Annotated in this window: 23 protein-coding genes and 1 pseudogene; 11 read left to right on the top strand and 13 right to left on the bottom strand. The window is 73.8% G+C overall.

Features of this window, described 5'->3' with window-relative positions:
• Window positions 1-34: 34 nt before the first annotated feature.
• Window positions 35-865, bottom strand: a complete 831-nt coding sequence (locus tag BM242_RS06245; RefSeq protein WP_093837642.1) for a TetR/AcrR family transcriptional regulator — start codon at window positions 863-865, stop codon at window positions 35-37.
• A gap of 121 nt (window positions 866-986) precedes the next feature.
• On the opposite strand from BM242_RS06245, the pseudogene BM242_RS29240 reads away from it, so the two are divergent.
• The 3 genes and pseudogenes from BM242_RS29240 to BM242_RS06235 all read left to right on the top strand — a co-directional run.
• Window positions 987-1,271 (top strand): annotated as a pseudogene (locus tag BM242_RS29240) (ATP-binding cassette domain-containing protein); the annotation flags it as partial.
• A 168-nt stretch (window positions 1,272-1,439) separates the two neighbouring features.
• Window positions 1,440-2,612, top strand: a complete 1,173-nt coding sequence (locus tag BM242_RS06240) for an 8-amino-7-oxononanoate synthase (RefSeq protein WP_175541301.1) — start codon at window positions 1,440-1,442, stop codon at window positions 2,610-2,612.
• A gap of 189 nt (window positions 2,613-2,801) precedes the next feature.
• On the top strand, window positions 2,802-3,419 hold the full coding sequence (locus BM242_RS06235; protein ID WP_093837640.1) for a hypothetical protein: 618 nt from the start codon (window positions 2,802-2,804) through the stop codon (window positions 3,417-3,419).
• Between the two features lie 9 nt (window positions 3,420-3,428).
• Here BM242_RS06235 and BM242_RS06230 read toward each other — a convergent pair whose 3' ends face one another.
• Complete coding sequence (locus BM242_RS06230) at window positions 3,429-4,037, bottom strand: TetR/AcrR family transcriptional regulator (RefSeq protein ID WP_093837846.1); 609 nt, start codon at window positions 4,035-4,037, stop codon at window positions 3,429-3,431.
• A gap of 80 nt (window positions 4,038-4,117) precedes the next feature.
• On the opposite strand from BM242_RS06230, the gene BM242_RS06225 reads away from it, so the two are divergent.
• Both BM242_RS06225 and BM242_RS06220 read left to right on the top strand, forming a co-directional pair.
• Entirely contained in the window at window positions 4,118-4,888 is a 771-nt protein-coding gene (locus tag BM242_RS06225) for a DUF2306 domain-containing protein (RefSeq protein WP_217652381.1), read from the top strand.
• A gap of 232 nt (window positions 4,889-5,120) precedes the next feature.
• Window positions 5,121-5,600, top strand: a complete 480-nt coding sequence (locus BM242_RS06220) for a hypothetical protein (RefSeq protein WP_139238277.1) — start codon at window positions 5,121-5,123, stop codon at window positions 5,598-5,600.
• A gap of 127 nt (window positions 5,601-5,727) precedes the next feature.
• Here BM242_RS06220 and serC read toward each other — a convergent pair whose 3' ends face one another.
• The 7 genes from serC to BM242_RS06190 all read right to left on the bottom strand — a co-directional run bounded on the left by serC (window position 5,728) and on the right by BM242_RS06190 (window position 12,894).
• Window positions 5,728-6,846, bottom strand: a complete 1,119-nt coding sequence (gene serC, locus BM242_RS06215) for a phosphoserine transaminase (RefSeq protein ID WP_093837638.1) — start codon at window positions 6,844-6,846, stop codon at window positions 5,728-5,730.
• A 153-nt stretch (window positions 6,847-6,999) separates the two neighbouring features.
• On the bottom strand, window positions 7,000-8,343 hold the full coding sequence (locus BM242_RS06210) for a cytochrome P450 family protein (protein ID WP_093837637.1): 1,344 nt from the start codon (window positions 8,341-8,343) through the stop codon (window positions 7,000-7,002).
• Between the two features lie 2 nt (window positions 8,344-8,345).
• The gene (locus tag BM242_RS06205; RefSeq protein ID WP_245833882.1) at window positions 8,346-9,530 is read right to left on the bottom strand and encodes a cytochrome P450; all 1,185 of its coding nucleotides are present in this window, start codon (window positions 9,528-9,530) and stop codon (window positions 8,346-8,348) included.
• A gap of 152 nt (window positions 9,531-9,682) precedes the next feature.
• Window positions 9,683-10,360 (bottom strand): GTP-binding protein, encoded by a 678-nt coding sequence (locus BM242_RS06200; protein ID WP_093837636.1) that lies wholly within the window; start codon window positions 10,358-10,360, stop codon window positions 9,683-9,685.
• Window positions 10,341-10,727 (bottom strand): DUF742 domain-containing protein, encoded by a 387-nt coding sequence (locus BM242_RS29805; protein ID WP_217652380.1) that lies wholly within the window; start codon window positions 10,725-10,727, stop codon window positions 10,341-10,343. The genes BM242_RS06200 and BM242_RS29805 overlap by 20 nt, the downstream gene beginning before the upstream one ends.
• Window positions 10,724-11,182 carry a roadblock/LC7 domain-containing protein gene (locus BM242_RS29800; protein ID WP_217652378.1) on the bottom strand — a complete coding sequence of 153 codons (459 nt, stop codon included), beginning with the start codon at window positions 11,180-11,182 and terminating at the stop codon, window positions 10,724-10,726. Before BM242_RS29800 ends, BM242_RS29805 begins: the two co-directional genes overlap by 4 nt.
• Window positions 11,179-12,894 carry a sensor histidine kinase gene (locus tag BM242_RS06190; RefSeq protein ID WP_093837635.1) on the bottom strand — a complete coding sequence of 572 codons (1,716 nt, stop codon included), beginning with the start codon at window positions 12,892-12,894 and terminating at the stop codon, window positions 11,179-11,181. Before BM242_RS06190 ends, BM242_RS29800 begins: the two co-directional genes overlap by 4 nt.
• A 349-nt stretch (window positions 12,895-13,243) precedes the next feature.
• Between BM242_RS06190 and BM242_RS06185 the strand changes: the two genes are divergently transcribed.
• The 4 genes from BM242_RS06185 (at window position 13,244) to BM242_RS06170 (ending at window position 18,883) form a co-directional block, all read left to right on the top strand.
• The gene (locus tag BM242_RS06185; protein WP_093837634.1) at window positions 13,244-16,180 is read left to right on the top strand and encodes an FAD-binding and (Fe-S)-binding domain-containing protein; all 2,937 of its coding nucleotides are present in this window, start codon (window positions 13,244-13,246) and stop codon (window positions 16,178-16,180) included.
• 89 nt (window positions 16,181-16,269) lie between these two features.
• Window positions 16,270-16,926, top strand: a complete 657-nt coding sequence (locus BM242_RS06180; RefSeq protein ID WP_093837633.1) for a sigma-70 family RNA polymerase sigma factor — start codon at window positions 16,270-16,272, stop codon at window positions 16,924-16,926.
• The gene (locus BM242_RS06175) at window positions 16,923-17,627 is read left to right on the top strand and encodes an anti-sigma factor family protein (protein WP_093837632.1); all 705 of its coding nucleotides are present in this window, start codon (window positions 16,923-16,925) and stop codon (window positions 17,625-17,627) included. Before BM242_RS06180 ends, BM242_RS06175 begins: the two co-directional genes overlap by 4 nt.
• Window positions 17,628-17,914: 287 nt before the next feature.
• Window positions 17,915-18,883, top strand: coding sequence for an SCO0930 family lipoprotein (locus BM242_RS06170; protein ID WP_093837631.1), 969 nt, complete (start codon window positions 17,915-17,917; stop codon window positions 18,881-18,883).
• A gap of 122 nt (window positions 18,884-19,005) precedes the next feature.
• Here the strand turns inward: BM242_RS06170 and BM242_RS06165 are convergent, their stop codons facing one another.
• The 3 genes from BM242_RS06165 to BM242_RS06155 all read right to left on the bottom strand — a co-directional run bounded on the left by BM242_RS06165 (window position 19,006) and on the right by BM242_RS06155 (window position 20,621).
• Window positions 19,006-19,635 (bottom strand): BN159_2729 family protein, encoded by a 630-nt coding sequence (locus BM242_RS06165; protein WP_093837630.1) that lies wholly within the window; start codon window positions 19,633-19,635, stop codon window positions 19,006-19,008.
• The gene (locus tag BM242_RS06160; protein WP_175541291.1) at window positions 19,632-20,258 is read right to left on the bottom strand and encodes an RNA polymerase sigma factor; all 627 of its coding nucleotides are present in this window, start codon (window positions 20,256-20,258) and stop codon (window positions 19,632-19,634) included. Before BM242_RS06160 ends, BM242_RS06165 begins: the two co-directional genes overlap by 4 nt.
• Before the next feature lie 114 nt (window positions 20,259-20,372).
• Window positions 20,373-20,621 carry a helix-turn-helix domain-containing protein gene (locus tag BM242_RS06155; RefSeq protein WP_139238276.1) on the bottom strand — a complete coding sequence of 83 codons (249 nt, stop codon included), beginning with the start codon at window positions 20,619-20,621 and terminating at the stop codon, window positions 20,373-20,375.
• Between the two features lie 174 nt (window positions 20,622-20,795).
• On the opposite strand from BM242_RS06155, the gene BM242_RS06150 reads away from it, so the two are divergent.
• Both BM242_RS06150 and BM242_RS06145 read left to right on the top strand, forming a co-directional pair.
• Window positions 20,796-21,287 carry a helix-turn-helix domain-containing protein gene (locus BM242_RS06150; protein ID WP_093837627.1) on the top strand — a complete coding sequence of 164 codons (492 nt, stop codon included), beginning with the start codon at window positions 20,796-20,798 and terminating at the stop codon, window positions 21,285-21,287.
• 92 nt (window positions 21,288-21,379) lie between these two features.
• Window positions 21,380-21,658, top strand: a complete 279-nt coding sequence (locus tag BM242_RS06145) for a hypothetical protein (protein ID WP_093837626.1) — start codon at window positions 21,380-21,382, stop codon at window positions 21,656-21,658.
• Window positions 21,659-21,750: 92 nt separating this feature from the next.
• On the opposite strand, the gene BM242_RS06140 is transcribed toward BM242_RS06145, so the two are convergent.
• Window positions 21,751-22,452, bottom strand: a complete 702-nt coding sequence (locus BM242_RS06140) for an RNA polymerase sigma factor (RefSeq protein ID WP_093837625.1) — start codon at window positions 22,450-22,452, stop codon at window positions 21,751-21,753.
• Between the last annotated feature and the right edge of the window lie 94 nt (window positions 22,453-22,546).

The raw sequence follows: 22,546 nt of genomic DNA, 5'->3' as shown, positions 1-22,546 counted from the left end.
GCTGCGGAGGGGCGGGCGGCGCAGCCCGGCGGGCTCAGCCCGGCCGGCAGCAGTCCTGGTCGGCCCGGTCCGCCGGCGGTGCCGGGTGCCGGGCCCGGTGCGCGACGACCACGGCCAGGCCGTCCAGCAGCGGCCCGAGCCCGAACTCCAGCGCCTCCTCGCCGTCGATGGCGAAGGAGTCCGCGGGCAGCTTCGCGACCTCCGGGAACTTCCCGCCGGCGAGCACCTCGGCGAGGATCGGGCCCTGGGAGGCCCAGAACTCGTCGTCGCTGACCCCGGACTGCTCGGCGACCTGCCGCTGCTGGATAAAGGTCCGGGCGGTGCCGGTGACATAGTGCTCGATGGCCATGATGATCTTGACCTTCTCCTTGCCGGAGAGACCGAGGCCGTCCAGCGACGCCAGGGCGTGCTCGAAACCCGCGAGTGAGTTGGGGCCGAGCACCGGCCGGGACTGGTTGACGTGGATCAGCCAGGGATGCGCGAGGTACAGCCGCCACATGGAGCGGGCCAGCGCCGCCATGTCGTGCCGCCAGCGGGGACCGGTCCGGGCGTCGCCCGCCGCGGATTCCGGGGGCGGCGGCGCTTCCGGCGGGCCGACCACCTGGTCCAGCATCAGGTCCAGCAGTTCGCCCTTGCCCGGCAGATAGCGGTACAGCGACATGGTGCCGACGCCCAGTTCGGCGGCGACCCGGCGCATGGACAGGGCCTCCAGCCCTTCGCGGTCGGCGAGTTCCACGGCCGCCGCCACGATCCGCCGCAGGCAGAGCGCGGGGCGCGGCCCGCGGGCCGGCCGGTCGGCGGTGTCCCGCCAGAGCAGTTCCATGCTGCGGCGGGGATCGCCGCTTCCGCTGTGTGCCGTGGTCATCGGAGCTTCATCCTATCCGCCGCCCGTTTGCCCGAATCAGGTGCGTACGCCGTACGCTTGACTTCTGGGTACACCGTACGCAAATCTGAGTACAGCGTACCCAGAAGATGAGGAGGAGAACGTGCCCCCGGATGACGGTCGCGGCGCCGACGGCCCGCGCGACTACTCGGTGTTCGCCGAAGGGCTGGTGAAGACCTACGGCGGCAAGGGCGGCGGCAAGCGCGCGCTGGACGGCCTGGATCTCGCCGTGCCGCGCGGCAAGGTCTACGGCCTGCTGGGCCCCAACGGAGCGGGCAAGACCACCTCGGTCCGCATCCTGGCCACCCTCACCCGGCTGGACGGCGGCCGGGCCCGGGTCGGCGGCCACGATGTGGCGCGCGAGCCGCGCCTGGTGCGCCGCCGGATCGGCCTGACGCCGGGCGGGCGGCCGTCACGGGCGGGGTGCGCGGGGTCGCGCACCCCGCCCGTGACGCCTGCGCGGCGGCATGGGATCGTGCCTCACGTCCCCCACACCCTTGGGCTGTCTCCCCACGGCCGGCAGTCCTTGACGCAGGAGAGGCGAGCGGCCCGGCCCATGAAACAGCTCCGCATCGACCCCTTCGGCTGGATCGACGAGCAGCGCGCCCGGCGCGACCGGGCCGGGCTGACCCGGGCGCTGCGTCCCCGGGCGTCCGACGAGGCGCTGCTCGATCTGGCCGGGAACGACTATCTGGGCCTGGCCCGCCACCCCCGGGTCACCTCGGCCGCCGCCGAGGCCGCCCGCCGCTGGGGCGCCGGCGCCACGGGATCGCGCCTGGTCACCGGCTCCACCGAGCTGCACACCGAACTGGAGACGGCGCTCGCCGCGTTCTGCGGGGCCGAGGCCGCCCTGGTCTTCTCCTCCGGCTATGCCGCCAATCTCGCCGCGCTCACCGCGCTGGGCGGCCGGGAGACGCTGATCGTCTCCGACGCCGGCAACCATGCCTCGCTGATCGACGGCTGCCGGCTGTCCCGCTCCGAGGTGGAGATCGTGGCGCACGCCGATCCGGGCGCGGTGCGCAAGGCCCTGATCGGTCACCCGGCCCGCGCCCTGGTGGTGACCGACTCGGTCTTCTCGGTGGACGGCGACGCCGCGCCGCTGGACCGGCTGGCCGCGGTCTGCCGCACCCATGGCGCCGCCCTGCTGGTCGACGACGCGCACGGCTTCGGCGTGCTGGGGGCGGGCGGGCGCGGCGCGCCGCATGCCGCCGGGCTGGCCGGGGCGCCGGATGTGGTGGTCACGGTGACGCTCTCCAAGTCGCTGGGCAGCCAGGGCGGCGCGGTGCTGGGCCCGGCCCGGGTGATCGAGCATCTGGTCAGTACCGCCCGCACCTTCATCTTCGACACCGGCCTGGCCCCGGCGGCGGCCGGCGCGGCGCTGGAGGCGCTGACCCTGCTGCACGGCGAGCCGCTGCGGGCCGCGCGGGTGCGCGAGGTGGCCGAGGCGCTGTGGGAGCGGCTCACCGCCGCCGGGCTGCGGGCCACCCGGCCGGACGCCGCGGTGGTCTCGGTGCCGGCGCCCTCTCCGCGGGCGGCGGTGGCCTGGGCCGCGGCCTGCCGTACCGCGGGGCTGTCGGTGGGCTGCTTCCGTCCGCCGTCGGTGCCGGACGGGGTGTCCCGGCTGCGGCTCACCGCCCGCGCCGATCTCACCGACGCCCAGCTCGGCTATGCCGCCCACACCATCGCCTCCACCGCCCCGCCCGGTGCCCGGGAGCCTCATGCTCCGTGAAGGCCAGACAGAATCCAGACAGCATTACGTGCGGTGATGCTTACCGGTGTGGATGTCCCGGCTGTTCCATTGCTCTGCGCACACACCTCCTCCAACACCCCGTAACAGGGGTACGGTACGGACCTCAGCCCAGGAAAGACGCGGAGCGGCCGGAGGCAGCCGTCCGTCGCAGAAAGTGGTGAACGCGCCGTGACCACTGACCACGCATGCCAGACGGCGGCCGGGGAGGCCGCCAGAGGCATCGATCCCGTCCGGGCGGTGCTCGCGCCCGGCCGCCCCCGGACACGCGCCAGTGCGGTGCCGGTCGTCATCCGCGCCTATCTGGATTCGGACTCCGCCGACGGCCCGGACGGCACCTCCCGGCAGGAGGACATGCTGCCGCCCGATCCGGCCACCCCGGCCATGGGCGCGGCCATGCTGCTCACCATGCTCGACGGCCTCCAGGCCGACCTCAGCGGCGCGCTGCTGAGCTGGTACGCCGAGCTGCCGGTCCGGGTGCCGCACGGCCTCGGCGCGCCCTCGCCCTCGGCGCCGGGCGTGGAGCCGCCGCGCGAGCCCAACGAGTGGCAGGTGCTGGGGACGCTGCGCGGCAGCGCGCAGGAGCTGCTCACCGCTCTCTCCCAGCGGCCCCGGGCGGAGGGTTTCAACGAACTGAGCTGGCGGCTGGCCATGCTGGAGGACGTGTTCGCGGGCGCGCTGCGCCGGATGAACGTCCCCGCGGAGATCTCGGTGCGGGCCGCCGCCGATGTGGCGCAGGCCGCCGGGTCCCTGTTCGGGCTGGGGCGCCCGGCGAAGCAGCGCGGCTGACCGCGCGGCTCAGGGGCCGCCGGGGCGGCCGTGCAGCGCCAGGGCCAGGGTGCCGCGGACCAGGTTCTCCACCGTGTCGCCCAGGCCGAGCTTGTCGAAACCGCCGCTGAGCCGCAGGGTGGCCACCCCGTGGACGGTGGCCCAGACGGCGCGCGCCGCCAGGTGCGGCGGCTCGCCGGACGGCAGGGTGCCGTCCCGCTGGGCGGCGGCGACCGCCTCCACCAGCGGCTGGAAGGACGGCGGGCCGAGCGGTGACTGGGCGCCGGGGCGGGCGCGGAACATCAGCCCGAAGAGCGCCGGATGGTCCACGGCGAACCGCACATAGGAGATGCCCATCCGGATCAGGGCGTCGGCCGGATCCCCGGCGGCCCCGGCGTCCGCCAGCAGGGCGGCGCGCAGTTCCTCGTATCCGGTGTCGGCCACGGCGTTGAGCAGGGCCTGCCGGTCCTCGAAATGGCGGTAGGGGGCGGCCGTGCTGACGCCCGCCCGGCGGGCGAGTTCGCTGAGGCTGAAGCCCTCCTCGCCCTTCTCGGCCAGCAGTTCGCGGGCACCCTCCAGCAGCGTCTGGCGGAGAGCACCGTGGTGGTAGGTGTCCCGGCTCCGGGCGGCGGATGGCATGTTGACCACGCTAACATCGGACGCTATGTTGAATGCTCTCACATTGTAAGAGAGCATAACATTCGCCCCGGAGGAACACCGTGCCCGCGCCATCCCAGCTCACCGGCCAGAACCTGCCACCGCCCCGGCCCCCGGCGGCCGGGGACCGGGCCGCCCGGCGGGCCGGCGGACGGCCGCCCGGGCGCCGCGCCCGGGCCGGCTGGACCGCGGTCGTGCTCACCTCGCTGGCGATCGCCGCCTTCTCGCTCTCCCTCTACGCCCAGGCCGGCCTGGAGTCCCTGGCCGAGGACGAGCAGGGGCTGGCCGAGACGTACGCGGACCGGCCCGGGGCCGTGCAGGCGGTCTTCTACACGCATGTGGTCAGCGCCTCGCTGGCGCTGCTGCTCGGGCCCTGGCAGTTTCTGCGCGCGCTGCGCCGCCGCAGCCCGCGGGTGCACCGGGTCACCGGGCGGATCTATCTGGTCGCGGTGCTGACCGGCGCGGGCAGCGGGCTGGCCCTGGCGCCCTGGAACTCCGCGGGCATGGTCGGCTTCTTCGGCTTCGGCATGCTGGCGGTGCTCTGGGCGGTCACCGCCGTCCGGGCCTACCGTGCGGTGCGCGGCGGCGATCCGGCGGGCCATCAGGCCTGGATGATGCGGAACTTCGCCTTCACCTTCGCGGCGGTCACGCTGCGGCTCTGGGTGGGCGTGCTGACCGGGGTCCAGGTGCCGTTCACCGCCGAGGATGTGGACCCGGACGTTCTGTTCGACAACGCCTACCACGCCGTTCCGTTTCTGTGCTGGGTGCCGAACATGTTTGTCGCCGAATGGCTGATCCGGCGGCGCGGACTGCCCTCCTATCGCATTCGCTGACCGGTACGGCGCGGGAAGTCTGCCGGTGCGCGACTTCTGCCGATTCGGCGCGAATACCGATGGGTACGCGGAGATTTCCCGGTGCCTGTGTCTTGCAGGCACACAGGGGCGTCACTACTCTCCCCAGCGGTCCCGCAGGGTGAGAGAGCACCACAGCACGAAGCACAACCCGAAGCAAAAACCCGAAGGAAAAACACGGAAGCAAAACACGAAGAAAGAGGAGTGAGACCGAATGCTCGGAAGGTTATTCAGCCGCAATGTGGCGCGGAGTCTGGTCGCCGCGCTGGCGGTCCTCGCCGCCGGTCTGCTGCACGCCGCCCCCGCCCAGGCCGCCTATGGCGCCCAGCTCCCGGTGACGGTGCAGGTGGTGGACGGCGACTGGCACTACAACCAGAACCTGGGCAAGGCCTCCGGCTGGGTGCAGTTCGACAGCGGGAAGAAGAAGTTCCGCTATTCGCTGACCGTGGACCGGCAGTCCAGCTACACCCCGCCCGATGTGCTGATCTACGCCAACGGCAGCCTTGCGGTCACCGAGTGGAACGCCCAGGGAACCATCAGCGGCGAGTTCACCCACAGCTATGACGTGGTCTATGTGCGCGTGGTGATCCAGGGCGACACCTTCCACGGCTCCCAGTATGTGTCCTACCGCAGCGACGGCGGCGGCGAGAACCACGGATCTTCCTACGGCAGGGTCTACAACCCCTATGTCTGACCGGTCTGACCGGTCTGACCGCGGGCCGGGCGTCCGGATGCGGTGAGAACGAAAAGCGGCGGGCCGGACCCCGGTACGGGAACCGGCCCGCCGCGGCACGCGCGGAATGCGCGGAATGCGCCGTGGCTCAGAGCCGCTCGATGATGTAGTCGACGCAGACGGTCAGCGCCTCCACATCGGCCGGCTCGACGGCCGGGAACATGGCCACCCGGAGCTGGTTCCGGCCCAGCTTGCGGTAGGGCTCGGTGTCCACGATGCCATTGGCCCGCAGCACCTTGGCGACGGCCGCCGCGTCCACGGAGTCGGCGAAGTCGATGGTGCCCACGACCTGCGAACGGTGCACCGGGTCGGTGACGAACGGCGTGGCGTACTCCGACTTCTCCGCCCAGGAGTACAGCCGGGAGGAGGAGTCGGCGGTGCGGCGGACCGCCCAGTCGAGCCCGCCCCGCGAGTTGATCCAGTCGATCTGGTTCTCCAGCAGGAACAGCGTGGCCAGGGCCGGAGTGTTGTAGGTCTGGTTCTTGCGGGAGTTGTCGATCGCCGTCGGCAGCGAGAAGAACTCCGGCACATGGCGGCCGGAGGCGTGCACCGCGGCGGCCCGCTCCAGCGCCGCCGGGGAGAACAGCGCGATCCACAGACCGCCGTCGGCGGCGAAGGACTTCTGCGGCGCGAAGTAGTAGACATCGGTCTCGGCGATGTCGACGGGCAGGCCGCCCGCGCCCGAGGTGGCGTCGACCAGGACCAGGGCGCCGGGGTCCGCGCTCGCCACCCGCTTCAGGGTGGCCGCGGCGCCGGTGGAGGTCTCGTTGTGGGTGAGGGCGTAGGCGTCCGCGCCCGCCTCGGCCCGCGGCTGCGGCACGGTGCCGGGCTCACCGGCGATCACGGTGGGCTCCTCCAGCCAGGGGGCCAGCTCGGCGGCCTTGGCGAACTTGGCGGAGAACTCACCGAACGTCAGATGCTGCGACCGGCGCTCGATCAGCCCATGGGTCGCGATGTCCCAGAACGCGGTGGTGCCGCCGTTGCCGAGGACCACCTCGTAGCCCTCGGGCAGCGAGAACAGCGCGGACAGGCCCTCGCGGACCCGGCCGACGAGGTTCTTCACCGGCGCCTGCCGGTGCGAGGTGCCGAGCAGCGAGGTGCCGGTCCCGGCCAGGGCGCTCAGCGCCTCGGTCCGCACCTTGGAGGGACCCGAGCCGAACCGGCCGTCGGCGGGCTTGATGTCAGCGGGAATCTGGATATCGGCCACGCGGTGAGGGTAGACCCAGGACCCCGCCCGGGCCCGCCGCTGTCCGGCCCCTGAGACGGTCCGCACAGCAGGCGAGACGGGCGACACCACTGGTGGGAGCCGGTGCGAAAGGGTCCGGGGGGCCCCGCTCGCGGAGCCCCCCCGGCGGGCGCGTCACCCGTTCGGCGCCGCCGGAGAGGGGGCACGCAGATGGACCGGGAAGGCCTGGAGATCGTTCTGGGTCAGCACCGGCGCGTTGCGGATCTCCTCGGACGGCACCGCGAGCCGCAGCTCCGGGAAACGCGCGAACAGCGCGGGCAGCGCGATCCGTGCCTCCAGCCGGGACAGCGCGGCACCCGGGCAGATGTGCGGGCCGTGCCCGAAGGTCATGTGCCGGATCGGGGTGGGCCGGGTGATGTCGAACTCGTCGGCATCCGGCCCGTGGTGCCCCAGGTCGTGGCCGATGGCCCGGTAGGAGATCACCAGACCCTCGCCCCTGGGCAGGGTGAAGTCGCCGATCTCGATGTCCTCGGTGGCGAAGCGCATCAGCAGATGCGTGGTCGGGGTGTCGAAGCGCAGCGTCTCCTCGACCACCGTCTCCCACGGGATCTCGCCGTCCAGCACCTTGCGGAGCTGCTCGGGGTGGGTGAGCAGGGCACGCACCGCGTTGAGGATCAGCCCGATGGTGGTCTCGTGGCCGGCCGCCACCATGGCCTTGAGGTTGCCGGTGACCTCCTCCTCGGTGAGGGGGTCGCCGCCCTCCTCGGCCAGGATCAGCGCGCTGGTCAGGTCGTCGGTGGGGTGGGCGGTCTTCTCCCGGACCAGCCGGGTGAAGAAGACGTCCAGCTCCTCGATCACCCGCAGCCGCGTCTCCTGCGGGGTGAGCATGGAGAAGAACGCCTTGTACCAGCGGTGCAGCTGGGGCTGGTCGGCCCGGTCCACGCCCATCAGCTCGCACACCACCGACATCGGCAGCGGCAGCGCGAAGACGGACTTCAGGTCCACCGGCTCGCCGCCGGCCGCGGCCGAGGCGGCGTCCAGCTCGTCCAGCAGCCCGGCGGTGATCCGCTCGATCGCCGGGCGCAGCTCCTCCACCCGGCGGGCGGTGATGGCCTGCGCGGTCTTGGCGCGCAGCCGCCGGTGCTCCGCCCCGTCCACGGTGAACATGGAGCGGCCCGCGTCGATCATGCCGATCAGCGGCCACTGCCGGGTCACCGTGCCGTTGCGCCACAGCGTCCAGGCGGAGATGTCCTTCACCAGCCGGGGGTCGGTCAGCAGCTGCCGGGCCTCGGCGTGCCGGGTGACCGTCCAGGCCTGTGCGCCCAGCAGATCGATCCGGACGAAGGTCCCGGCATCCCGCAGCCGAACCGTTTCGCCGTTCAGATCCGTCACCATCGGGTCGATGACGAACGGCTCGGCGCAGACATAGGGCGCGGTGCCGGCTCCGGCGGGCTCCGCCCCGTCGCCGGAGCCGGACACGGATCCGGACCCCGGCCTGCCGGTGTAGGGACAGTTCATCGTCAGTAGCCTCCTGCGGTGGGAGCGGGCGTGAACTGGACCGGCAGGACCGACATGCCGCGCAGAAACGCGGAGGGCCGGCGGACCAGCGTCTGGGCGGGCACGGCGAGGTCGATGTCGGGCAGCCGGTCGAGCAGCACCTCGATGCCGGTCCTGGCGATCACCTCGGCGATCTCCTGCGCGGGGAACGGGCAGCGGTACTCGCCGTAGCTGAAGGAGAAGTGCGCGCTGTTGCCGTCGTGGAAGCTCCGGCCGCCGGAGCCGGGGCCGCCCAGGGCGTCGAACCCGGCCGCCTGCCGGATCTCCGGATCACCGTTGGCCGCGCCCAGGCCCAGCAGCAGCATGTCGCCGGCCTGGATGTGGCAGCCGCCGAGCTGGGTGTCCCGGGCGGCCCAGCGGCCGGCCAGGATCTGGGTCGGGGTGTCCTCCCAGAGCACCTGGTTCATGGCCTCGCCCACGCTGTGCCGGCCGCCGCCCAGCGAGGCCGCGAAGCGGTCGTCGGTGAGCATCAGCCGGACGGAGTTGCCGATCCAGTCGGCGGTCGGCAGGTGGCCGGCCGCGGTGATCGCCATCAGGTCGAGAACGTATTCCTCGTCGCTGAACGGCTCGGGATGGGCGAGCATCCGGGAGGTGACGTCCGCGCCCGGCCGCTCCCGCTTGGCCGCGAGCAGCCGCTGCATGTTGCCGGTGACCCGCATCTGGGCCTCGATGGCGTCCGGGCCGCCGTCCGCCAGGGCGTTCAGGCCGCGGGCGATCTCCGGGCCCTCCTCGTCCGGGAAGCCGATGATCCGGGCCAGCACCAGCACCGGCAGCAGCATGGCGTAGTCGGCGACCAGTTCCGCGGTGCCCCGGGCGCAGAACCGGTCGATCAGCCGGTCCGCGAACTCCTCCGCGTGGCGGCGCAGCTCGAACGGGTCCACGGCCTCCAGGGCGGGCTCCACCATGGCCAGATGGCGCAGATGCTCGGCCCCGGCGGTGAAGTAGATCGACGGCATGCGCTGGCCGACCATGGGCCGTAGCGGCCAGTCCGCCGGCACCTTGGGCCACTGGTTCCACAGGCCGACGTCGCGGGGAAAGAGCTTGGGGTCGTTGGTGACCTGGTGCAGCTCCCGGTAGCCGATGACCAGCCAGGCGGGGAAGCCGCCGGGCAGCTCCACCGGCACCACCGGGCCGTGGTCGCGGCGCATCTCCCGGTAGAGCAGGATCGGCTCGGTGTGGAAACGCGGCCCGCTGAGCGGGACGGCGTGCGCCGGGCAGGACGGCGGCGGCAGCGGGCCGCCGGACGGGGCCGGGGCGCCCGCGACGCCGGGGCCGGGCGGGTCGGTGCGGGGCTGGGTGCTCATGAGGTCTCTCCGTGCACTCCGTGCGGCAGGGCGGCGGCGGCCACGGGCACCGGAGTGCCGGCCGAGGCCGCGGCGGCGAGCTGCTGAAGGTGCTCGACCAGGGCGATCAGCACCTGCTTGCTGGACTCCCGGGACCGGGCGTCGCATTCGATCAGCGGCACCTCCTCGTCCAGATCCAGCGCGTCCCGGATCTCCTCGGGGGCGTAGCGGGGGCCGCCGAAGTCGTTGCGGGCCACGATGAACGGGGTGCCGTGGTGTTCCAGCCGGTCGATGGCGTACCAGGAATCGGCCAGCCGCCGGGTGTCGACCAGCACCACGGCGCCGAGGGTGCCGCTGAACAGGCGGTCCCACAGGAACCAGAACCGTTCCTGGCCGGGCGCGCCGAAGAGATACAGCACGGTGCGCTCGTTGAGCGTGATCCGCCCGAAGTCGAAGGCGACCGTGGTGGCCGACTTCCCGGTCACTCCGGTGAGGTCGTCGACGCCCCGGCCCGCCTGGGTCATCGTCTCCTCGGTGTTCAGCGGCCGGATGTCGCTGACCGAACGGACCATGGTGGTCTTGCCCACGCCGAAGCCGCCGACGATGACGATCTTCAGCCCGTTGTCGGCGGTGCTGCTCAGTGGGGCGCGGGAACCGCTGCTGCTGCGGCTGGTGTCAGAGGTTGCGGAGTCCAACGAGCACCTGCTCCAGGATGGTGGGGTCGGGTAGTTGCGCGGCCACGGGCTGCCCGGGACGGCCCCGGGCGGCGGCCCCCGTGGTCTGCGGATGACGGGCGGTGATCCGGCCGCTGTCCAGCAGGTCGGACAGCAGGATCTTGACGATGGAGACGGGCAGCCCGAGCTCGGCGGCGATCTCGACGACGGCGGTGGGGTAGCGGCACATCCGCAGGATGGCGGCGTGCTCGGACTGCATGCCCGGCACCGGATCGCACTCACTGACCACGAGGGTCACCAGATCGAAGTCCTTCGACGCGGCCCGGCTGCGGCCACCGGTGACGGTGTAGAGCCGGTCCGGATCGTCGTCCCTGCCCGGCCGGATCACGCGCCTCCGCCCTCCTCGGCCGGGCCCCTGGGCGGGGCACTGAGGTGTTCGCCGAGCTGCTCGACGAGTTCGTTCATGTTGTGGCCGATCAGCCCCGGGTCGGAGTCCTCGGCGGCGACCACCGCGAGGTGGGCCCCTTCGCCCGCCTCCACGATGAACAGGATGCCGCCGTAGAACTCCGTCATGGACTGGCGGACGCCGCCGGTGCCGTCGCCGAATTCGACCGAGGCGCCGTGCGACAGGCTCTGGATGCCGGCCGAGATGGCGGCGAGCTGGTCGGCCTGGTCCTCGCTGAGCTCCGGGGTGTGGCACAGCTTGAGCCCGTCCCGGGAGAGCACCAGCGCGTGTCTGGCTCCGGGCGTGCGGTCCAGCAGCCCGTCCAGCAGCCAGGTCAGCCTGGTCGCCGCCACTGCCGCCGGCGTGTGCTGCGTTGCCCCCGTGGTCGGTGCGGTCATGCGTCATCCTCCGGGTGGGATGGGGAAGAGGAAGCGGATCGGTCAGGTGCGGGACGGGAGCCGGAACCGTCCTGTCCGCGGTCCTGTCCCTGAACGGCCCGGCGGAAGGCGCCGAAGCGGGCCGCTGATTCCGCGGGGGAGAGCGTGCGGGCCGGCGACGGTGCCGGTGTGGGGGAGCCGCTCTGCCCCGCGGAGTGGGCGGCGGCCAGGGTCTGGCCGCGGCGCCGCTTGGGCAGTCCGCCGGGGCTGTACCGGGGAATGCCCAGGGTGTCGGGGTCGTCGGGCCCGGAGCCGGCCCCGGCCCCGGCGTCCGCCGAGGCCCGGGTGGGGGCGGGCCCGGCGGCGGGCGCGGCCGGGGCGTGGTCCGGGGTGGCGGCCGGCTCGGCGCCGCCGCGTCCCCTGCCGGTGGCCGCGGCGGGCCAGGACTCGGCCGGCCAGGCGCCTTCGCCGTCGGTGCCGTCCGTCCACGGGGCCTCGCCGCCGGCCGCGGCGGTGCGCCGGCCGCGCCGGGACGGGGCCGGCGCGGGCGTGGCGTGCGTGGCGGACGTGGCGGAGAAGCCGCCGGTGCCGGTGGCGCCGGCGGTGGCCGCCCGGGCGGGCGGGTCCTCCCGGTCCTGCGGCCGGGAGATCAGGTCCTGCGGGATCATCATCAGCGCGCCGGTGCCGCCGCGTGCCGAGGGCCGGAAGGAGACGGTCAGGCCGTGCTTGCGGGCCAGCCGCCCGACCACCGCCAGGCCCAGCCGGGTGCCGGACAGGCCGGCCAGATCGGCGGCGGCCTCCGGCGACACCGCCTTCTCGGCGCGGCGCAGCGCCACATCGCTCATCACCAGGCCGCTGTCCTCGACCGTGATGATCGCCCCGGCCGGCACCTCCTCCACATAGACATGCACCTCGGCGGTGGGCGGGGAGAAGTTGCAGGCGTTGTCCAGGAGTTCGGCCAGCCCGTGCATCACACCCTCGGCGGCGTGCCCGGCCACCGCGATGCCGGTGGTGGAGTGCAGCCGCACCCGCTGGTATCCGGCGATCCGGCCCATGGCGCCGCGCAGGATGGACTCCATCACGATCGGCTTGGCCCAGCGGCGTCCGGAGCGGGCGCCGGTCAGCACGGCGATGGAGTCGGCCAGCCGGCCGGCCTGCGCGGTGCGGTGGTCCAGATGCAGCAGATCGGCGAGCACCTCCTCGTCCGAGTGCCGGTGCTCCATGTCCCGCAGGTCGGCCAGCATGCTGGTGGCCAGCGCCTGCATCCGGCCGGCGGCGTTGGCGCTGGCCGCCAGCGCCGCGGCGCGGCGGCTCTCGCTCTGCCCGATGGCCCGGGCCAGCTGCTCGACCACCCGCTGGTAGGACTCGTTCTCCAGCGGCGGGGTGGCGGCCAGCGCGCTGTCGGCGGAGGCGCCGCCGCGCAGCCGGGCGAGCAGATCCGGCACCACCTCCTCGGCCAGCTTCCGGGACTGGTCCGCGAGATACGCGGTGCGGCGGCGGTAGCGCCGCACCTTCTCCCGCTGGTGCACCGCCATGGTGAGCACCAGGCAGAGCACCAGGGCGGTGGCACCGGCTCCGTAGGCCATGGGCTGCCGGAAGGACTCGGGGGCGGCCCAGACCGCCCACAGACCGGCGGCACCGGTCACGGTGACGGACACAAGCAGGGCCAGCAAGGGCCTGCGGAGGGGAGGACGCTCCGTCCAGGGGCGCGCCGGGGCGGTGTGCGCTGTCATCAATCGGTCCTCGTGGACAGTCCTCGTGGACGAGGCGGACGGTATGACGGGATGGCGGGTCTGATGCGGGTCTGATGGCTGGTCTGATGCGGATCTGATGCGGGTCTGCCGGGTGGTGCCGGAATCGCGCACGGTGCGCGGCACCTTGTCGCGGACCATGGGCAATTCCGGAACACTATAGGTGAGTTGCCGGTCGCAATGGGTCCGCATCTGGCCGGAATTGATCCGTGGTGGGCAGTAAGTGACGGCTGTTCACCTCCTCGCGACCGGCTTCCGGCCGCGGCTTCCGGCCGTCCGCCCGGCGGGCCGCTCCCCGCCCGGACCGGCCGCAAGGGTGCAGGCTGTACCCATGGAGAAGGCAGCGGAGACGGCAGACCGACAGCACCCCGCCGAGGACCGCGCGCTGGCCCGGGAACTGCGCGCGGCGGTCCGCGGCGAGGTCTCCTTCGGCCCCGGCGACCGGGCGCTGATGACCATGGACGCCTCCAACTACCGGCGGGTTCCGGCCGGAGTGGTGGCCCCCCGGGACGACGAGGACGTGGCCGCGGCGCTCGCCGTGTGCCGGGCCCGCGACGTCCCGGTGACCGCCCGCGGCGGCGGCACCAGCATCGCCGGGCAGGCCACCGGCACCGGCGTGGTACTGGACTTCACCCGCCACATGCGGCGCATCGTCTCCCTGGACCCGCGGGCCCGCACCGCCGTGGTCCAGCCCGGGGTGCTCTGCGACGAGCTGCGCCGGGCGGCCGGCGCGCACGGCCTGACTTTCGGCCCCGACCCCTCCACCCACGCCCGCTGCACCCTCGGCGGCATGATCGGCAACAACTCCTGCGGCGCCCACTCGGTGGCCTGGGGCACCACCGCCGACAATGTGCTCGCCCTGGAGGTGCTGACCTACCGGGGCGAGCGGGCGCGGGCCGAGCCGGGCGGCGCCGGGCTGCCGGAGCCGCTGCGCCGCGCCGGGGAGCACCTGACCGACGCCCATCTGGCCCTGCTGCGCACCCGGATGAGCGGGCTGCCGCGCCGCATCTCCGGCTACGCCCTGGACCGGCTGCTGCCCGAGCACGGCCGGGACTGGGCACGCGCCCTGACCGGCAGCGAGGGCACCCTGGGCGTGCTCACCGAGGCCACCGTGCGGCTGGTCCCGGTGCCGGCCGCCCGCGCCCTTGCGGTGCTCGGCTTCCCCGACGACAGCGCCGCCGCGGACGCCGTCCCGGCGCTGCTGGCGCATTCCCCGCTGACCCTGGAGGGCATGGCCCGCGACCTGCTGGGCGGCGGCCCCGGCGCCGGCCGGCTGCCGCGGGGCGACGCCTGGCTGTTCGCGGAGACCGGCGGCGACACCCCCGCCGAGGCCGCCGCCCGGGCCGGTGAGCTCTGCCGGGCGGCCGGCGGCACCGGCTCGGCGCTCACCGGCCACAGCGTGGTCACCGACCCGGCCGGGCAGCGCGCCCTGTGGCGGATCAGGGAGGACGCGGCCGGCACCGCCACCCGGGCGGCGGACGGCAGCGAGGCATGGCCCGGCTGGGAGGACTGCGCGGTCCCGCCCGCCCGCCTCGGCGGCTACCTCCGCGACTTCCGCCGCCTGCTGCGCACCCACGGCCTGACCGGCGTCCCCTACGGCCACTTCGGCGAGGGCTGTGTGCACGTCCGGATCGACTTCGACCTGCTCACCCCGGACGGCATCGCCCGCTTCCGGGCCTTCTCCGGCGAACTGGCCGATCTGGTCACCGCCCACGGCGGCTCGCTCTCCGGCGAGCACGGCGACGGCATGGCCCGCGCCGAACTCCTGCCCCGGATGTACGGGGCGGACCTGGTCGGCCTCTTCCACGCCTTCAAGGACCTGTGGGACCCCGACGGCGGCCTCAACCCCGGCGTGCTGGCCCGCCCGGCCCCGCTCGACTCCCATCTGCGGTTCGCCCCGCTGCCCTCCCGCCCGCTGCCGGTTGCCTTCTCCTATCCGGACGACGGCGGGGACTTCGCCGCCGCCGTGCGGCGCTGCGTCGGGGTGGCCAAGTGCCGCGACCCCGAGCCGGGCGCCGGCGTGATGTGCCCCTCCTACCGGGTCACCGGCGAGGAACGGCACTCCACCCGGGGCCGGGCCCGGCTGCTGCACGAAATGCTCGCCGGTGAGGTGCTCACCGACGGCTGGCGCTCGGCCGAGGTCCGCGACGCCCTGGACCTGTGCCTGTCCTGCAAGGGCTGCCGCGGCGACTGCCCGGTGCACGTCGACATGGCCACCTACAAGGCGGAGTTCCTGCACCATCACTACGCGGGCCGGCTCCGCCCCCGCTCCCACTACGCCCTGGGCCGGCTGCCCGCATGGCTGCGGCTGGCCGCCGCCCTCCGGCTGGCCCGCCCGGCCAACGCCCTGGCCCGGGCGCGTCCCCTCGCCGCCACCGCCCGGCTGCTGGCCGGCATCGCCCCGCAGCGCCCCCTCCCGCCCCTGGCCCCCGTGCCGCTCACCCGCCACCCGGCCCTGCCCGCCCCGCCCCCCGCCCCCGAGGTCCTGCTCTTTCCCGACACCTTCACCAGCCACCTCTCCCCGGAGGCCGGCCTGGCGGCGCTGCGCGTCCTCGCCGCCGCCGGCGTCCCCGCCGCCCTGCCCGGCCGCTCCGGCCGCTCCCGCCGCTCCGCCGGGCCGGTCTGCTGCGGCCTGACCTATGTCACCACCGGCCAGCTCGACCGCGCCCGCACCGTGCTGCGCCGCACCCTGGACCGGCTGGAGCCCGCGCTGGACGCCGGCGCCACCGTCACCGTGCTGGAGCCGCCGTGCGCCGCGGCGCTCCGCACCGATCTGCCCGAGCTGCTGCCCGGCGACCCGCGCGCCGCCCGCCTGGCCGCCGCCACCCGCACCTTCGCCGAAACCCTGGAACACCACGCGCCGCACTGGCGGCCCCCGCACATCGGCCGCCCGGTGGCCGGCCAGACCCACTGCCACCAGCAGGCCGTGCTCGGCGACGCGGCAGACCGCCGGCTGCGCGAACGGGCCGGTCTGACCGGCACCCTGGCCACCGGCTGCTGCGGCCTGGCCGGCAACTTCGGCTTCGAACGCGGCCACTACGAGGTCTCCACGGCCTGCGCCGAGGAGCAGTTGCTGCCCGCCGTCCGCACCGCCCTGGCCGCCGACCCGGATACCGTGCTGCTGGCCGACGGCTACTCCTGCCGCACCCAGCTCCACCAGCTCTCCGGCCACCCCTCCCGCCACCTCGCCGAGGTTCTCGCGGACCGGCTCCCCGCACCGGACGACGGAGCCGCGGGAGCGAGACCGGACCGTGAGAGGGGAATGTGATCCGGGTCACAGCGCGGCTCCGAACTTCCCGACAGGGTTTCGCCGTGTACCACCCGTGACGCAGCACGCGGAAGAAACGGAGTGAGTGGATGGCGGCTCTGCGGTCCCGCACTCGCGAGAGTACGAGTGACGAGGCACTGATCCGATCGCTCTACGAGGAACACGGCAGGGCCCTGCTCGCGTACGCCACCCGGCTCACCGGCGACCGCGCCGCCGCCGAGGACATCGTGCAGGAGACCCTGATCAGGGCGTGGCGTCACCCGGAGGTGCTGGTCAACGGCAAGGGCTCGGTGCGCGGCTGGCTGCTCACCGTCACCCGGAACATCGTCACCGACCGCTACCGGGCCCGCGCCGCCCGGCCGGCCGAGGTCGCGGAGACCACCGCCGCGGCGGCGCCCGCGCAGGCCGACCATGCCGAGGCCGTGGTCGACACCATGGTGGTGATGGACGCGCTGGACCAGCTCTCCTCCGAACACCGCAATGTTCTGATGGAGATCTACTACCAGGGGCGGTCCGTCACGGAGGCGGCCCAGATCCTGGGCATACCGGCCGGCACGGTCAAAAGCCGTTCGCACTACGCGCTCAAGGCCCTGCGCGAGCTGTTCGCCGGCCGCGCGGCCGGAGCCGGCGGGGACGACGGCACCGGGGGAGCGGGGGGCGGCGGACGGCGGTCACGCCGTACCGGCAGACACAGCACGTCAGGCAAGCCGGTCACTCCGGTCAGGCTGCGGGAGGCGGCCCCATGAGCAGCATGCGACAGCAGCACGGCGGCGAACTCATCGGCGCATATGTCCTCGGGGCACTCGACGGCCAGGAGGCGCGGGCACTCGAAGAACACCTGGCCTCCTGCGTCCAGTGCCGGGAGGAGGTGGCCGAATTGCGAAGCATCGAGACGGCGCTCGGCGAGGTTCCCCCCGAGGCGTTTCTGGACGGGCCGCCGGAGGGCGGCGACCTGATGCTCCAGCGCACCCTGCGGCAGGTGCGGGCGGAGCGCGGCGCCGCGCGCAACCGGCGCCGGGTGTACGCCGGGCTGGCCGCCGCCGCGGTCGCCGCCGCGGTCTTCTACGGCGGCTTCCTGCTCGGTGACGACTCCTCGGCCGGTTCCGGCATCGCCGGGCCGGGCGAGACCGTCTCGCCGGAGGCGGTCACCCTCGCCGCCACCGACCCGGTCACCTCGGCGGGGCTCCAGGTGACGCTCGATCCGGTGGCGGACTGGGTGCTGGTGAGCGCCGTCACCGAGAATCTGCCCCCCGGCGAGCTGTGCCGGCTGGTGGTGCTGGGCAAGGACGGCAGCCGGGAGGTGGCCGGAAGCTGGGTGGTCGGCAAGCCTCCGCCCGGCGCCAAGAAGCCCAGCCTGGACGGGTTTGCCGCGATCCCGCTGGAGAACGTCGCCGCGGTGGCCGTGGAGAACGACCAGGGCCACACCTTTGTCACCGCCTCCTCCTGACCGGCCCTGACCGTCCCTGACCGTCCCCTGACCGGCGCTTCGGCGCCGGCCCTGGTGAACCGCCCCCGATGCGGCCCCGCCGGACCTCGGGCGGGGCCGCATCGCCGTGTCCGCCGCCGGGGGAAAAAATTCCCGGCCGGCCGTGAACCGCCGCCGCTCCCCGTCCGTGTGGACAGTACGCAACGCACCACGACGCACCACCGCATACGTTGCGCAGGCCTGCACATCAGCACGGAACATCCCCCACAGCGGCTTACGGCATCGAGGCCGAGAAACCGGGAGAAATCATGAGCAACTGGCGGAAGATATCCGTCTCCATGGCCGGTCTGGCCGTGCTGGTCACCACCGCGGCCTGCGGCAACGCCAACGCCGGCAACGACGACCCGTATGCCGATCCGGCCGCGCTGAGCGAGGAGGACTCCGGATACGGCTACGACTACGGCGACGAGGGCGGGGAGCAGGCGCAGGGCGCCGAGGGCGCCGAGGGCGCCGTCCAGCTCGCCGCGGCCGGCGAACTGGCCACCTACGACAGCGGCGAGCTCGGCGAACTCGTCAAGGACGGCGAAGGATTCACCCTCTACCGGTTCGACGAGGACAGCGCCGACCCGCCCGCCTCCAACTGCGCGGGCGACTGCGCCGTCAACTGGCCGCCGGTCTCCGCCGACGCCGCGGCCGGCACCGGCATCGATCCCGGCCTGCTGGGCACGGTGCGGCGGGCCGACGGCAGTGAGCAGCTCACCATCGCCGGCTGGCCCGCCTACCGCTATGCCGGCGACACCGGCCCGGAGCAGACGGCCGGCCAGGGCGCCGGCGGAAGCTGGTGGGCGATCGCCGCGGACGGCGCCCGCGCCTCCGGGCAGGGCGGGGCCGAGGGCGCCGGAGAGGCCGCCGGGGACCTGCCGGGGCTGTCGGTGTTCGAACACCCGGAGTACGGCGAGATCCTGCGGGACGGCCAGGGCCGCACCCTCTACCGTTTCGCGGACGACAGCGCCTGGCCGATGGAGTCCCTGTGCACCGGCGACTGCCTGGACAACTGGCCGGCGGCGGGGCCGCCGGCCGACCCGGCGGACGTGGCGGGCGTCGATGCGGAACTGCTCGATGTCTTCAACCGTCCCGACGGCATCCAGCAGCTTGTCATCGACTGCTGGCCGCTCTACCGGTACGCGGGCGACGCCGAGCCCGGCGACGTCAACGGCCAGGGCGTCGGCGGCAAGTGGTACGTGGTCTCGCCCGAAGGCAAGATGATCAAGAGCTGAACCGCGCCGGTCCCGCCTCTGCCTCCCCGCTCGTGGCGGCGACCGGGACCCCCTCGAAGGAAGGCCGGGTGTCCCGGACGGACTCCGCTCCGTCCGGGGCCCCGGCCTCCCCGTGCTCCGCTCTACGGCTGCGGCTGCCTGCCGGCCTCCCGGCGGCGCGCTGCCGCCTCCGCACCCGCGGGATCGTTTCCGCGGGCCGCCGCCCGGGCGCCGTCCGCGCCATCGCCGTTCCCGTTCCCGTTCCGGTTCGCGTTCGCGCCCAGCGGCCCGGCGTGGCACACCACCACCGGCAGGGTCCGGGCGTCCGCACCGCCGCCGCCGGAGGCGGTCAGCAGCGGCACCTCGCCCTCCGCCGTGCCGCCGGTGTAGGTCCAGTGCCCGCCGGCGCGGTCCCGCAGCGGCTCGGAGAGGTCGTAGACCCGGCCCCACAGCAGATACGGCAGGCCGGCCGCACGCCAGGCCGCTTCCAGCGGGTCGTAGGCGCCATAGGCCAGCAGATCCACCGGGACGCCGCCCATGGACCCGGTGGCCGCCAGGGTCACGCCGATGCGCTGCACCTCCCTGGTGAGCTGCGGACCGATGGCGTCCAGCCAGTAGTACCAGTCGTCCAGGGCCGAGACCCGCACCGTGATCAGCACCCGGTCGCCCTCGTGGAACAGGGACATCAGACCGGGCGCGGTGCCATAGGGGTGTTCCTGGCGCAGCTTCTCGGCCACCGCCTCGGCCCCGGAACCGGGGCGGCTGCCCGTCATGCCACCGCTCCTTCCCCGGCCGGCCGGGCCACCCGGGCCCGCAACTGCTTCATGGCGCGGAACCGCAGCAGCCGGGTGGAGGCCACCGAGCCACGCCCCATCGCCGTGGTGATCTGCCGCATGGACATGCCGCCCCACATCTGGAGCACGATCACGGTGCGGTAGTCGGGCGGGAGTCCGGCCACCACCGCCCGCACCTCGCGGTCCGCCAGGTCGCGCAGCACCGCCTCGTCGGGGCCGCTGACCTGGCCGCAGCGGTCGGTGAGATCGGGTGCGGAGACCTCCCGCCGGAAGCGGCAGGAACGGACATGGTCGGTATGCAGATTGCGGGCGATGGTGGTCAGCCAGGCGCCGATGTCGCGGCCGGTCCAGGTGTAGCGCCCGATGTGCGACAGCGCGCGCAGGAACACCTCGCTGGCCAGATCCTCGGCCGTGGCCGGGTCCTGCACCCGGCCCTGGAGATAGCGGCGGACGGGTTCGTAGTGCTCCCGGAAGAGACTGGTGAGCGCGTCCGGATCGCCGTTCCGGGCGCGGCTCACGCTCTCCGGTTCGGCGGTCGCGGCGGTCGCGGCTGCCGGGGCCGCCGGGGCCGCGCCTGCCGTCGGGTTGTCGGTCTGGTTCACTGCCCTGCCTTCCTTGTTCTGTGGGTTGCGCTGCGGTGCATGTCCTGCTGTCCCGGCTCCCCGGTTCGGCGAGGAGGAGGGGGAGCCGTCGTCATGTGCCAGGGCCGGCGCGGCTCAGGCGGCCACGGTCGGGGCGGGCGTGCGGCGTTCCCCGGAGGGGCGGGCCGGGCGCCGGGCCATGGCGGCGATCTCGCTGAGGTCCTCGCGGCTGAAGACCAGCCGGTTGCCCATGCGGTGGTGGGGGAAGCCGCGGTGGTTGCAGCCGTCGCGCAGCCACCGCTCACCGCACTTCAGGTAGCGGGCGGCCACCTCGGCCAGCACGAAGTCCTCTGCGTTGGGGGAAGGTTCCGTCGGTGCTGACATGCCTGCAACCTATCTGGTTCTTCTATCTGTTTCTAACTGTACCGGCGAGTAAGTGGTCGTTATTTCTTTCGGTTTCTTACATTGATCACGGCAGGGCTCGCGCGCCGTGCCGAGCTTGTTGAAAGAAGCTGCGAGCAACTGCGAGAACATGCGAAGAACTGCGAAGATGGCCTCATGGCTGATATCAGAGGCGCCCGCGCCCGAGCCCGAGTGGCCCAGACCATGAAGGCGGACCGCCTGCGGCAGGGCTGGAGCAAGCAACAGGCGGCCGACGCCGCGGGGATCACCATCGTCACCTACCGCCAGGCCGAGGCCGGCCGCTCGGTGCGCGACACCACCTACGCGGCCATCGAACGCGTCCTCGGCCGCCTCCCCGGCACCTACCAGGCGATCGCGGACGGCGACGAACCGGCCGCCGCCGCGGAGCACGGGCCCGGAACCGGATCCGCGGCCGTGGCGGCGGCGGACGGCGGCATCGAGGACGCCGCGAGCGGCCGGGGCTTCGTGCTCGATGTGGACGACCCGCGGGAGGTACGGATATTCGCCATCACCGATCTGCCCGAGTCCGAACGGATCTGGCACATCCTCCAGATGCGCAAGCGCGACCGGGAGCGCCGGGCCGCGGCGGAGTCCGGCGACACGCGTGAGGCCACCGGCACGGGCTGAAACGGGCGGGGAGCGGGATACGGGCGGGTAGTCTGAGCAACTCCAAATGTCCGATGTGGGGTTGATCGCGCTATTGGTCTGGAGGAATCCGCATGCCGGTCACCGTCCTCGCCCACGTCCTCGCCGCCGCCTTGACGCTGGCGGCACTCGCGCCGCTGTGCGCGGCCGTGCTCCGCCTCCGGCGGGACATCGCCGCGCTGCGCCGGGAACTCGCCCATGAGCGGGCCCACCGCATCGCCGCCGAACTGCCGCCCGAGCCGCGCCGCCCGCCCGCGCCCCGGGAACCCCGGGCGGGACTGCGGCTGATCACCGGCGGGGGCGGCCGGCCGGCACCGGCCCCCGGCCACCACCACGGCCCGGCCGCCTCCTGAACCCGTCCCGAACCCCGCTACCCACCCCCACCCCCACTCCATCCCCACCCCACTTCCGAACCCGTCCCCGGACCCGTCCGGAACCGGCCCGGCTACGTCCCCGCCCCGCCGCGCCCGGCCCGGCCGGCCTGCCCGGTCAGCGTCTCCGCCTGCGCCCGCAGCCGCTTCATGGCCCGGAAGCGCAGCACCCGCGTCGCGCCGATGGACTCCCGCCCCAGCGTGGTGGTGATCTGACGCATGCTCATGCCGCCCCACATCTGGAGCACGATCACCTTCCGGTACTCCTCCGGCAGCCGGGCCACCACCGCCCGTACCTCCCGGCGGTCCAGCTCCCGCAGCACCAGCTCCTCCGCCGCCCGCACCACCCGGTGGCCGCACTCCCGCGCGCCCGGGTCGGCCGTGCTGACCTCCCGCCGGAAACTGCTGGACCGCAGATGGTCGGTCAGCAGATTGCGGGCGATCGTCATCAGCCAGGCCGCGATGTCGCGCCCCGTCCAGGTGTAACGCCCGATGTGCGACAGCGCCCGGAGAAACACCTCGCTCGCCAGGTCCTCGGCCGTGTCCCGGTCACCGCCGAGCCGGGTCCGCAGATAGCGGTAGACCTGCGCGTGATGCTCCCGGAAGAGCGCGGCCAGCGCCTCCCCGTCCCCGGCCCTGATCCTCGCCACCGCTTCCGGCTCCGGCGCCTGCCCGCCGTCCTCCCGCCGCCCCCGGCCCCCGGCCCCGTTCTCGTACCCGCACTCGTCCCCGCACTCGTCCCCGCACCCAAGCCCGCCCACGGCCTGCCTTCCCATGTGCCCGCCCCCGGCCACTCCTTCGTCGGCAGGGGCCTTGTGCTGAAGCAACCTAGCGGCTTTCGCATTCGGTAACGAACTCCTACTAGTAAGT

The organism is Streptomyces aidingensis (assembly GCF_900112355.1).
GTDB classification, from domain to species: domain Bacteria; phylum Actinomycetota; class Actinomycetes; order Streptomycetales; family Streptomycetaceae; genus Streptomyces; species Streptomyces aidingensis.
The sequence above is the reverse complement of the archived record's forward strand: the minus strand, read 5'-3'. Positions and strand labels throughout refer to the sequence as shown.